Raw genomic sequence first — 12,015 nt, forward strand, 5'->3', positions numbered from 1 at the left:
CTGCGGGTGTTCGAGGCGGTGTTGGTTGGTCCGTCGGTGTCGGTGGGGCGTGTTGACGTCCTGTCGGCGGGTGAGCGTCAGCGGGTGGTGGAGGAGTGGAACGGTACGGCGCGGCCGGTTGCGGCGGTGTCGATGGTGGAGCTGTTCGAGGCGCAGGTTGCGCGGGTGCCGGACAGCATCGCGGTGGTGTCGGGTGATGTGTCGCTGACCTACCGGGAGGTGAACGAGCGGGCGAATGTGCTGGCGCATCGTCTGATTGCTCTGGGTGTGGGCTTGGAGAGTCCGGTGGGGGTCCTGGTGGACCGTTCGCCGGAGATGCTGGTGGCGTTCTTGGGTGTGCTGAAGGTGGGCGGTGCGTATCTGCCGCTGGACGCGGCGAACCCGGTGGACCGTCTGCGGTCGGTCGTGCGGGAGGCCGGGGCCGAGGTGGTGCTGGTCGATGCGGCGCACGCGGGGCATCCGCTGGCGACGGAGCCGGGGCTGACCTGTCTTCCGCTGACCCTGGACAGCGCCTTGGATGCCACGGCCGTGGTGGATCCGGGGGTGCATGTCGCCGGCGACAACCTGATGTACGTGATGTACACGTCGGGGTCGACGGGTCTGCCGAAGGGCGTGGCGGCCACGCACCGCAACGTGGTGACGTTCTGCCTGGACGCGGCGTGGAGCGCGGAGGTCGCCGAGCGGGTGATGGTGCAGGCCAATCACGCGTTCGACGGTTCGACGTATGAGATCTGGGTGCCGCTGGTGCGCGGCGGGCGGCTGGTGCTGGCGCCGGCGGGCCGGGTGGACGCGGCGGAGCGCGGTCGGCTGATCGCGGAGCACGGGATCACGAACGTGCATGCCACGGCGGGTCTGTTCGGTGTGCTGGCGGAGCAGACGCCGGAGATCTTCGCCGGGGTTCGGGAGGTGTCGACGGGCGGTGACGTGGTCTCGCCGACTGCCGTGCGTGCGCTGCTGGACGCCCACCCGGGTCTGGTCGTGCGCACCACGTACGGTCCCACCGAGACCACGGCGTTCACCACCCAGGTCCCGTACGCGGCGGGCGATGTGGTGCCGGCGGCGGTGCCGATCGGTCGGCCGATGGACAACAGCGGTGCGTACGTGCTGGATTCGGCGCTGCGTCCGGTGCCGGTCGGTGTGACCGGTGAGCTGTACATCAGCGGCAGCGGTGTGGCGCGCGGCTACCTCAACCGCCGTGCGCTGACGTCGGAGCGCTTCGTCGCGTGCCCGTTCGGAGCGCCGGGTGAGCGGATGTACCGCACCGGCGACACCGCCCGCTGGAACACCGACGGGATCCTCGAGTTCATCGGGCGTGGTGACGACCAGGTGAAGGTGCGGCGTGGTGACGACCAGGTGAAGGTGCGTGGTTTCCGGATCGAGTTGGGCGAGGTCGAGAGTGCACTCGCCCGTACCACCGGGGTCGCGCAGGCGGTCGCCCTGGTGCGGGAGGACCGACCCGGCGACAAGCGCCTGGTCGGGTATGTCGTGCCCACCCCCGGCAGCGAACTCGACACCGCCGAGATCCGGGCCGAGGTCGCCGCGTCCCTGCCGGAGTACATGGTCCCGGCAGCCGTGGTCGTCCTCGACGCGATCCCCCTCACGGTCAACGGCAAGCTCGACCGAAAGGCCCTGCCCGCACCCGACTTCGCCTCGGCCGGTGAGGGTCGTGCTCCGGCGACGCCGCAGGAGGAGGTCCTGTGCGGTGTGTTCGCGGAGGTCCTCGGCCTCGACAAGGTCGGTGTGGATGACGGGTTCTTCGAACTCGGCGGTGACTCCCTGATGGCCACCCGGCTGGCGAGCCGGGTCAAGGCGGTCCTGGGGGTGGAGCTCGGGGTGCGTGCGGTGTTCGAGGCACCGACCGTCGCCGAGCTGGCCAAGCGCCTCGGTGGTGCGGCGACCCAGCAGGACGCGCTCGGCGTCCTGCTGCCCCTGCGCAGCAGCGGCAGTCGTGCACCGCTGTTCTGCGTGCACCCCGGGGTCGGCATCAGCTGGTGCTACTCGCCGTTGCTCCGCAGCATGCCGTCGGACTACCCCCTGTACGGGCTGCAGGCGCGCGGGCTCGCCGGGCCCGACGAACTACCGGGCTCCATCGGGGACATGGCCGCGGACTACATCCGGCAGATCCGCGCGGTGCAGGAGTCGGGCCCGTACCACCTGCTGGGCTGGTCGCTCGGCGGGATCGTCGCCCATGAGATGGCCGTCCAGTTGCAGGAGGCAGGTGAGGAGGTGGAGACGCTGGTGCTGCTCGACCCGTACACGAAGGCCCAGGCCGAGGATGCAGCCCCGCTGAGCAGGGCGCAGTTGATGGCGCTGGCGATCGAGGGGCTCGGCATCGAGGTCGACCGGAACGGGGAGGACGAGCTTGAGATCGCCGATGTGGCGGCTGCGTTCCGTGCCGGTGGCGGGATTCTGAGCACGCTCAGTGACGAGGTCGCCGGGTCGATCTTGGAGATCTTCGGGAACAACGCGGGCAACCAACAGCGGCACGTGCCGCGGGCCTTCACGGGCGAGGCCCTGGTGTTCACGGCAGACGGCGGCGCGGACGCCGGGGGGAACGAGGACGTGTCGCAGTCCGCAGAGCGGTGGCGGTCGTTCGTCTCCGAGGGCGTCGAGGAGGTCCGGTTGTCCTGCGAGCACGAGGAGATGGCGCGACCGGATGTGCTGGCGGCGATCTGGCAGAAGATCGACTCCTCCCGGTTCGGCTGGTAGGGGGAGCCGTGCTGAAGATGCTGATCGGTGATGTCGAGCAGGCCGCGGCCCGGCTGGACGGACTGGTGGTCCGCACGCCGGTGCTCCGCCTGCCCGAACTCGACGCGGAACTGGGCGCGTCGGTCTTCCTCAAGGCGGAGATGTACCAGCACACCGGTGCCTTCAAGTACCGCGGGGCGCTGAACAAGATGCTGATGCTCGACCCCGCTGATCTGCGACGGGGAGTGATCGCCGGCTCCTCCGGCAACCACGGGAAGGCGGTGGCGGGACTGGCGGAGAGCTTCGGCGTCCCGGCGCTGCTGGTCCTGCCGCGCGACGTTCCGGGGGCGAAGCTGGAGGCCGTGCGCGCCTGCGGCGCCGAGGTCGTCTTCTACGACCCCGTGCACGACGACCGTGACGTCATCACGCGGGGTCTGGCGGCCGAGCGGGGCCTCGTCCTGCTGCCCTCGTCCGACGACCCGGACGTCGCAGCGGGCCACGGTACGGTCGCTCTGGAACTGTTCGAGGAGACCGGAGGGGTGGACCACCTCCTGATGCCGGTCGGGGGCGGGGGCCTGGCGGCGGGGTGCGCGACCGTGGCGAAGGCCTTGGACCCGGGCGTCACGGTGACCGGGGTCGAGCCGGCGGAGGGGGACGACACGGCGCGCTCGTTGCTCGCCGGGCGGCGCGTCGAGATCGTTCCGCCTCGTACGCTCGCCGACGGACTGCGCCACCGGACCCCCGGAAGCTTCACCTTCGAGATCAACCGGAGGCTGCTCGACGGGGTGGCCGTGGTGACGGACCGTGAACTGGAGGCGGCGATGCGCTTCCTCTGGAAGTGCGGTCGGATCATCACGGAGCCGAGTGCCGCCTGCGGGGTGGCTGCGCTCCTCGCGGGCCGGGTCGAGCCGGCCGGGGCGCGGATCGGCGTGGTCCTCTCCGGCGCGAACATCGACGACGACCGCTTCCGGAGGATCGTTTCCGGATGAACGCGGTTCGAGTGGATGCGGGGCGTATCCGGGCCGACCCGGAACACCGACCGGCCGTGGACCGTTGAAGAGTGGTCGTCGTCGGGGTCCCGTTTGCCCTCCGCTCACCCATGCCGAAGTGGTGCACTCACATGGAATTAATGGTCATCTTCCTGATCATCATCATGGTGGTCGAGCGCCTGTGGCGCTGGGCGACCAAGGTCAAGCGAAAGGGGAAGTCGATCTCCCAAGCGGGGCTGGACGAGTTCCAGGCGGCCTTCCAGAGCATGAAGCGCGTTCAGGTGGAGCAGCAGCAGACCGAGCTGATGCTCCGCGATGAGGAGGGTGAGTCCGCGCCTCCGAATAACCGGATCGATCTCAGCAGCGGAAAGGTGATCATCACCCCGACGGACAATAAGAAGTAGTCGGCGTCGGGCGTCGCGTGCTCATCGAAGACGGTGATCACGCGGCGCAGTCGAGAGGATCAGTTCTTCACGTCGTATACCGCAGTGACGGCCCGTGGTCGGACCACCGTTCGGCGTGGGGTGTCACAGGCCTCCCCGTCAGTCTGCGCTCGCGATGCCCCTGACGGGGAGGGTGCAACGAATCGACTTGTCAAACCGGCCGGGCAAGATCGCAGGCGTCGCTCGCTGGCGCGGGTGGGCCTGGGCTGAGCGCCGCCCGCAGGCATCAGGGCACTGCTGGTATCTACTAACTGTGGCTTCCTGTAGGTTAGTTGCCGCCGAAGTCGAATTCGGCGGTGACGGGTGCGTGGTCGGACCACCGTTCCGCGTGGGATGCCGCGCGCTCGACGTAGGCCGCGATGGATTTGTCCGCAATGCCCGGAGTTGTCACGATTAGGTCGATCCTCCACCCCGAGTCGTTGTCGAAGGCGCGGCCCCGGTAGGACCACCAGGAGTAGGGGCCGGTGCGGTCGGGGTGGAGGCGGCGGACGACGTCGACGTAGCCGGCCTCGTCGTAGACGCGGGAGAGCCAGGCGCGCTCCTCGGGGAGGAAGCCGGCGGCCTTCTGGTTGGACTTCCAGTTCTTGAGGTCCTCGGGGCGGTGGGCGATGTTCCAGTCGCCGCAGACCACGACCTCGCGGCCGTCGGCGGCGGCGCGGGTGCGGAGTTTCTGGAGGTGGACCAGGAACTCCGCCATGAAGCGTTCCTTCTCCTCCTGGCGCTCGGTGCCGACTTCTCCGGAGGGGAGGTAGAGGCTGGCCACGGTCAGGCCCGGCAGGTCGATTTCGATATACCTGCCCGAATTGTCGAATTCCGCCGATCCGAAGCCGATGGCCGTCCGGCTCGGCTCCTGGCGGGACAGGACGGCTACGCCCGCCCGGCCCTTGGTGGCGGCCGGGGCCCACACCGTGTGCCAGCCGTCCAGGTCGCGCAGTTCCACGGGGAGCTGCTCCGGCTCGGAGCGCACCTCCTGCAGGCAGATCACGTCCGCCTCGGTGGCGGCGAGCCACTCGATGAAGCCCTTCTTGGCCGCTGCCCGGATTCCGTTCACGTTCACACTCGTCACCACGATCACCCGGGCAGCCTACCGACCGGCACTGACAGGACCGGGATCCGACGCGTCCGCTTGGGTAGTTGGCGTGAACGCACCATGAAACTGTGAGGTGGTCGTGCCGGGGGCCGCCATTGGTCTTGACCATCTCCCGATCGAGCCCCTAGGGTCACTTACTGCAAAGACCTTTAATAAAGAAGGACGGAAAAAGCCCGCTCTCCCACCTGCCGCAACAGCGGGCAGCGGGCCGGAACCGACCTCTTTCGGACACGGCCTTCGGGCACAGCGGAAGAAAACCGGGTGGAGGACATGGTGGGAACGACAGGGCAGCTCTCGGCGGTTCCGGAGCCGAAGTACTGGCACCTGCGCACGGTGCTGCTCCGCGCCATCGACACGGAGTTCTCCACCGGCCAGATCCTCCCCAACGAGCGTGAGCTCTCCGCCCGCTTCGGCGTCGCCCGGGCCACCCTGCGGCAGGCGCTGGACCAGCTGGAGCTTGAGGGCCGACTGGTCCGCCGCCGCGGCATCGGCACCCTGATCGCCGCCCCCCGGGTCGGCGTCCCGGTGAACCGGCAGGAGGAGGGCTGGCCCGGCGCCGCCCGAAGCCAGGCCTGGCGCACGGTGGACTGCACCACCGCGCCGGCCGCCCGCCGACTGGCCGCGGCGCTCGGTGTCGCCGAGGGCGCGCCCGTGCACACCGTCCGCCGGGTCCGCCTGGTCCAGGGCCAGAGCATGGCCTCCGAGTCGCTGCACGTGCCGGCCGCCGTGCTGCCGCACCTGCCCGGCTTCCGCGCCGAGAGCGACCGCGCCCGCTCGGTGCTGCGCCAGCTGGAGCGCCTGGAGGTCGACGGCGAGTCCCGCTCGGTCGAGCTGGGTGTCGCCGAGGCCGAGGAGGCCGCCCTGCTGGAGCGCCCGCCGGGCTCGCCGGTGCTGGTGATGACCACCCAGTACGCCGCCGCCGGCCGCCTCGTCGCGCTCGCCGTCGCGACCTACCGCGCGGACACCTGCAAGCTCACCTTCGGCGAGACCGGCCTCGTCGAGGTCACCCCCGTCGGCGCCACCCCCGTGGGTGCCGCCGCCTCCTGAGCCACTCGCCTCCCGAACCACTTCCGAAAACCCTCAGACCCAGGCCCGGACGTCCCACAGGCGTCCGGGCCTGGGTCGTTCCCGTTCCTCACCGGCCCGGACTTCGGACCGGCCTGACGGGGGACGGGGGCCGGGGCAGGGTCCGCCGGACCGTCCGCACGGGCCGACGGCCTCCAGCAGGGACGTGTGCTGCTGGAGGCCGTCACCGGCCGCGGTGGCGGGCCACCGGGATCGGCAGCCGCTCGGCTCAGGCCCGGGCCGAACCGTTCTCGGCCGTCGGAGGGTTGACGGCGAAGAGCTGTTCCTCGACCTGGTCGAGGGCGACCCGGAGGGCGCCCATCGCGACCACCTCGGAGCCGAGGGCGGCCAGCGCCACCTCGGGGGCGCGGAGGGTGAAGCGGGCGAGGCGTTCGCGCAGCGGGTCGAGGACGCCGTCCAGGCCCGCGGCCCAGCCGCCGACGACCACCAGCTGCGGGTCGATGGCCAGGACGAGCGCGGCGACGCTCTGGACCAGGCGGGTCAGGAAGCGGTCGGTGGCGACCTGCGCCACCTCGTCGCCCTCGCGGGCGAGCTTCAGCACCCGGGCCACCGCCGCCTCGTCCAGCGGGTTGAGCGGCTTGCCGGTGGTGGAGAGCAGCCGCTCCGGCGTCACCTCCTGGCCTAGCAGGTGCAGGGCGCCGATCTCGCCGGCCGCGCCGCCGAAACCGCGGTGCAGGCGGCCGTTGATGAGCGAGCCGGCGCCCGGGCTGAGGCCGGCCATCACGAACACCACGTCGTCGGCGCCGACCGCCGCGCCCTGCCAGTGCTCGGCGATCGCGGCGAGGTTGGCGTCGTTCTCGATCATCACCGGGCAGCGGAACGAGCGCCGCAGCCGGGCGCCGAGGTCCAGGCCGGTCCAGCCGGCCATCGCGGTGCCCAACTGCACCGTGCCGTCCCGGTCGACGATGCCCGGCGTGCCGACGCCGACCGCCCACAGGTTGTCCCGGGAGACGCCGGCCTTGCGCAGCACCTCGGCGACCACCGAGCGGACGGCGGTGAGCCGTTCCTCCGCGTCCAGGGTCTCCTCGACGGGTCTGAAGTGGCTGCCCACCACCACACCGGCCAGGTCGGCGAGGATGATCCGGATGTCGTGGACGCCGATCTCGATGCCGAGGATGTGCCCGGCCTCGGCCCGGAACCGGAACCAGCGGGCCGGCCGTCCGCGCCGACCGGCGCCGGGCTGGCCGTCCGGTTGCGGTGGCTGCTCGACCTCGGCGACCAGCCCGGTCTCCACCAGCCCCTCGATCACGCCCTCGACCGTCGGACGGGAGAGCCCGGTGTCGCCGACCAGCTGGGTCAGGGTCACCGCATGGCCCTCGCGCAGTGCCCGGAGGGTCACCGCCGCGTTGATCCGCCGCAGTAGTGAGGAGTCGCCACCGGTGAGTCGATCCGCCAAGACGCTGCCCTTCGCCGTTCCGCGCGACTGCCCTGGCGCGCGTGCCGTGGACGCGGGCACGGCCGGCCGGGGCCACCGGGCTGTGGTGCCGGAGGCCGCCCCCGGAGGGCCCGCGGGTGTCCGCCGCCCGACGGACCGGCACGGCGGCGCTGCGGCGCCTGCGCCGGGCCGGACGGCCTGTGCCGGATGCTACCGGGGCCCGGGCCCGACCGGCGAGCATCTTCCCAGCTCATCCCGGCTTCGGTATCGAAATGGTACGCACCGGGTGGCGGTGCGTGATCCGGGCTTCACCGGGGCCTCCCGGACGCCGCTCCGGCGGGGCGCGGCTCGCCGCTCAGTAGGGGCCGCAGGCGCTCAGCGCAGGCCGCCGGTCGCCCCGAGGTTCTGCCCGGACACCCACCGCGCGTCCGGACCGACCAGGAACGCGACCACGTCCGCCACGTCGGCCGGCTGTCCGAGCCGCCGCAGCGGGGTCAGCCCGGCCACCGTCTCCAGCGCGTGCGGGGGATTGACGGACCGCAGCATCTCGGTCTCGGTCGGCCCGGGGGAGACGGTGTTGGCGGTGATCCCGCGCGGCCCCAGCTCCACCGCGGCGGCCTCGGTCAGCTGCTCCAGCGCCCCCTTGCCGGCCAGGTAGGCGGCGAGCCCCGGCATCGGGCGGCGGGTGTTGAGGGAGGAGATGTTGACGATCCGGCCGCCGTCGCGCATCCGCCGCGCCGCGTACCGGAGGGTGAGGAACACCGCGCGGGCGTTGACGGCCATGGTGGCGTCGAAGTCCGCCGGGTCGGTCTCGGCGAGCGGGGCCCGGGTGACGGCGCGGGCCGCGTTGTTGACGAGGATGTCCAGCCCGCCGAGCTCCTCCTCGGCCGCCGCCATCAACCGCTCCGGACCCTCCGGCGTGCCGAGGTCGGCCCGGACCGCGTACACCCGCCCGGCCCCGGCGGCGCCGTTCGCCGCCACCGCGCGGACCACCTCGGCCGCCGCCGCGTCGTCGTGCGCGTACCCGAACACCACGTCCGCGCCGTCCGCGGCGAGCCGTTCCACCACGGCCCGCCCGATCCCGCGTGAGCCGCCCGTGACGACCGCCGCGCGGCCCGCCAGCACCTTGTCCGACACCGTGACCCCCGCTCCCGGCCGGCCGCACACCGGCTCCGGGGAGAACCTACCCGCCCGGTGTGCCGTCCCGGGGTCGGGATTCGGCCGAGTCGAGCCGGGGTCAACGCAGCTGTGGGACCGGCCGGTTCGCGGTCGGGGTGCGGTCGGGTCGCGGTCGGCTCGCGGGTGTGAGGAGCACCTGCTCAGGGCCCGTATGCTGCTCGGCATGCTGAGCGACACACACCCGGCGGGTCCGGGGGCGGCCATGCGGTCGGACGAGGACTTCGTACGCGCGCAGACCGGCATCGCCCCGGTGCCGTTCGTGCCGGAGGTGCGCCTGCACATGGCCGAGGACGCCATCGCCCTGTGGGAGACCACCGAGACGGCGCGCGGCGAGCGCGGCCTGCCGCCGCCGTTCTGGGCGTTCGCCTGGGCGGGCGGCGTCGGGGTGGCCCGGTACGTGCTGGACCACCCGGAGCTGGTGGCCGGACGGTCGGTGCTGGACCTCGCGGCCGGCTCCGGCCTGGTGGGCATCGCGGCGGCGCTGCGCGGTGCCCGGTCGGTGCGGGCGGCCGAGATCGATGCCTACGCGGTCGCGGCGATCGGCGTCAACGCGGCGGCGAACGGCGTCCGGGTGGACGCGGCGGTCGAGGACCTGCTGGACGGCGACGGCGGGCCGGCCGAGGTGGTGCTGGCCGGGGACGTCTTCTACGAGCGGGCGATGGCGGCTCGGTTCCTGCCGTTCCTGCTCCGGGCCCGGGCCCGCGGCGCGGTGGTGATCGTCGGCGACCCCGGCCGCGCCTACCTGCCGCGCGAACGGTTCACCGCGCTGGCCGCGTACGAGGTGCCGGTGGTGGCGGACCTGGAGGACACCGCGCTGAAGACCACGACGGTGTGGGAGCTGGTGGGCGACTGACCCGTCCGGTCGACCCGCCAGGCACCGGCACCACGCGGCCGACCCTGCCGGCCCGTTCGGCCCGTCCGGCCCGCGGAATTCACGGTCGGAGGGCGGCCGGCCCTGGTAGACAGTCGCCCATGATCGACTTCATTCTGCGCACCGCCGGCCCCGAGGAGGTCCCGGCCGTGCTCGCGCTGTGGGCCCGCGCCGCCAAGGGCACCAGCATCACCGACGACGCCGACGGGGTGGCGGCCCTGCTCGCCCGCGACCCGGACTGCCTGCTGGTGGCCGTCCGGGCGGACGAGCCGGCCGTGCTGCTCGGCAGCGTCATCGCCGGCTGGGACGGCTGGCGCTGCCACCTCTACCGCCTCGCCGTCGACCCGGAGCACCGCCGGCGCGGCATCGGCGCGGCACTGCTGGCGGCCGCCGAGGAGCGCTTCGCGGCCCTGGGCGGACGACGGGCGGACGCCATGGTGCTGGACGGCAACGCCCTCGGCCACCGGACCTGGCGGGGCGCCGGGTACGGGCCGCAGCCGCAGTGGACGCGCTGGGTCAAGCCGTTGGCGGACGACTGACCCGTCCGGGCCGCCGGATGGGCGCGGACGGCTGGCGCGGCCCCGCGGGGCATGGTGCGCTGGCGGTGTCTGTATGCGAACCAACCCGGTTCCGCCGTGCCCTCCCCGGAAGTGAGCCCCTTCGCCATGACCGTTTCGACCGGCCCGACCGAATCCGCCGAACTGCTCGCGCGGATCCCCGACTTCGAGCAGGCCCTCGCCTACTACCGCCGCCACCTGGCCCCGGACACGGCCATCGACCTGTCCGTCGCGGAGAACGTCCTCGTCTACGAGGACTCGATGCAGAAGATGGTGTTCGACCACGCCGCGCTGCTGCCGGAGAGCTACATCCACTACATGTCCGCGTACGGCAGCCCGGACCTGCGGAACGAGGTCGCGGCGCTGCTGAGCAAGGCCTTCGACGCCCCGGTCGAGGCGGGCGACGTGTTCGGCACCGGCGGCGTCGGTTCGGCGCTGGAGTGTCTGGCCTTCGCGCTCCAGAACCCGCCGGAGCCGGGGGAGATCGGCCCGCCGCCGCTGGTGGAGGGGGACGCCGTCCTGCTGCCCGCGCCGTACTGGCAGGGGTTCAACTGGTCGTTCGAGCAGCGGCCGAAGCTGAAGTGCGTGTCGGTGAAGCTGCCGACGGAAGGGCCGGAGCGGTTCCGGCTGACCCTGGACGCGATCAAGGAGGAGTACTTCAAGTACCACCGCCTCTTCGACGCGTTCCCCCGTCTCCTGGTGCTGACCAACCCGCACAACCCGCTGGGCGTCAACTACGGGAAGCAGCTGCTGGAGGAGATCTACAGCTGGGTGATCGACGAGACCGACATGCACATCGTCTCCGACGAGATCTACTGCCATTCGCAGGTCGACGGCGTGCGGGTGCCGTTCACCAGCGCGTTCGCCCTGGACGCGTACCGGCGGGCGCCGGAGCGGATCCACGTGGTGTGGGGGTTCGCCAAGGACTTCGGGCTGTCGGGGTTCCGGACCGGGTTCCTGGTGTCGAAGTACGGTCCCGTGCAGCGGGCGATGCTCGGTACGAAGGACATCGAGGAGAAGAAGCACCCGATGTCGTGGTTCACCCCGGTCGATTCGCTGAAGCACTACGTTCTCGGCGCGATCCTGGAGACCACGGTCAACGGGACCGGTTCGGAGCTGTACACCGACTACGCGATGCGGCGCTACCGGGAGCTGCTGAGCGCGAGCTTCGAGCGGGTGAAGGACCGACTGGTCGCCCGGGGCATCGAGTTCGTCCACACCGAGGGCGACAACCCGGCCCAGTTCTTCTGGTTGGACCTCACCTCGTACCTGGGCAAACGCCCGCCCGAGGGCACGTACCGCGCCGAGCCGCTGCCGTTCACGGAGAACAGCGGGGTGAATCCGGACGAGCTGTGGCTGTTCAACTACCTCGCCGCCAGTCCCACCGAAGTCACCCTCCTCCCCGGTGAAACCATGCACAGCCCCGCCCCCGGCTACTTCCGCCTGTGCTTCACCGCCTACCAGCCGGAGGTCGTCCGCGAGGCGGTCGACCGAGTCGCCGACGCCCTGGCCGCGTTGGTGATTGTGGGCTAGGGACGTCGGACGGTCGGCCCCGGAGGAACCGTCCTCCGGGGCCGACCGGGGCGCCTTGGAGGTGCGCGGCCCCTGGGCATTCGACGTCCGCCACGTCGCGGCCCCGGACGGCGGACGACTGGCCCGTCCGGGTGGGTCCCGGTCCGGTCGGCGCGTAGTCGGCGGTGTCGGCGGGGCCGGGGGGGGGGCGGGGGGGGGGGCCTG

General features: G+C 72.1%; 10 protein-coding genes. 7 read left to right on the plus strand and 3 right to left on the minus strand.

What is annotated here, in order from left to right; all coding sequences use genetic code 11:
* From ADK60_RS16865 to ADK60_RS16875, 3 genes are all read left to right on the plus strand, one after another.
* On the plus strand, window positions 1-2,709 hold a 2,709-nt coding region (locus ADK60_RS16865; RefSeq protein WP_159400467.1), incomplete at its 5' end, for an amino acid adenylation domain-containing protein.
* 17 nt (window positions 2,710-2,726) lie between these two features.
* Window positions 2,727-3,677, plus strand: a complete 951-nt coding sequence (locus ADK60_RS16870; protein ID WP_053646918.1) for a threonine ammonia-lyase — start codon at window positions 2,727-2,729, stop codon at window positions 3,675-3,677.
* Window positions 3,678-3,817: 140 nt separating this feature from the next.
* Window positions 3,818-4,081: a DUF6191 domain-containing protein gene (locus tag ADK60_RS16875; RefSeq protein ID WP_159400468.1), complete on the plus strand. Its 264-nt coding sequence runs from the start codon at window positions 3,818-3,820 to the stop codon at window positions 4,079-4,081.
* Between the two features lie 307 nt (window positions 4,082-4,388).
* On the opposite strand, the gene ADK60_RS16880 is transcribed toward ADK60_RS16875, so the two are convergent.
* A complete protein-coding gene (locus ADK60_RS16880; protein ID WP_053646910.1) occupies window positions 4,389-5,195 on the minus strand; it encodes an exodeoxyribonuclease III in 807 nt (268 codons plus the stop codon).
* Window positions 5,196-5,483: 288 nt separating this feature from the next.
* Here ADK60_RS16880 and ADK60_RS16885 point away from each other — a divergent pair, with 288 nt between their 5' ends.
* A complete protein-coding gene (locus ADK60_RS16885) occupies window positions 5,484-6,257 on the plus strand; it encodes a GntR family transcriptional regulator (RefSeq protein ID WP_045939856.1) in 774 nt (257 codons plus the stop codon).
* Window positions 6,258-6,504: 247 nt separating this feature from the next.
* On the opposite strand, the gene ADK60_RS16890 is transcribed toward ADK60_RS16885, so the two are convergent.
* Together ADK60_RS16890 and ADK60_RS16895 are read right to left on the minus strand one after the other, a co-directional pair.
* Complete coding sequence (locus tag ADK60_RS16890) at window positions 6,505-7,692, minus strand: ROK family protein (protein ID WP_053646913.1); 1,188 nt, start codon at window positions 7,690-7,692, stop codon at window positions 6,505-6,507.
* A 354-nt stretch (window positions 7,693-8,046) separates the two neighbouring features.
* Window positions 8,047-8,808 (minus strand): SDR family oxidoreductase, encoded by a 762-nt coding sequence (locus ADK60_RS16895; protein WP_234371116.1) that lies wholly within the window; start codon window positions 8,806-8,808, stop codon window positions 8,047-8,049.
* Between the two features lie 205 nt (window positions 8,809-9,013).
* Here ADK60_RS16895 and ADK60_RS16900 point away from each other — a divergent pair, with 205 nt between their 5' ends.
* From ADK60_RS16900 to ADK60_RS16910, 3 genes are all read left to right on the plus strand, one after another.
* Entirely contained in the window at window positions 9,014-9,703 is a 690-nt protein-coding gene (locus ADK60_RS16900; protein ID WP_079008432.1) for a class I SAM-dependent methyltransferase, read from the plus strand.
* Between the two features lie 119 nt (window positions 9,704-9,822).
* Window positions 9,823-10,260 (plus strand): GNAT family N-acetyltransferase, encoded by a 438-nt coding sequence (locus ADK60_RS16905; RefSeq protein ID WP_045939859.1) that lies wholly within the window; start codon window positions 9,823-9,825, stop codon window positions 10,258-10,260.
* Window positions 10,261-10,386: 126 nt separating this feature from the next.
* Window positions 10,387-11,811 (plus strand): pyridoxal phosphate-dependent aminotransferase, encoded by a 1,425-nt coding sequence (locus tag ADK60_RS16910; RefSeq protein ID WP_053646916.1) that lies wholly within the window; start codon window positions 10,387-10,389, stop codon window positions 11,809-11,811.
* Window positions 11,812-12,015 lie beyond the last annotated feature (204 nt).

The sequence above is a fragment of the Streptomyces sp. XY431 genome, from assembly GCF_001279805.1.
Classification (GTDB): domain Bacteria; phylum Actinomycetota; class Actinomycetes; order Streptomycetales; family Streptomycetaceae; genus Kitasatospora; species Kitasatospora purpeofusca.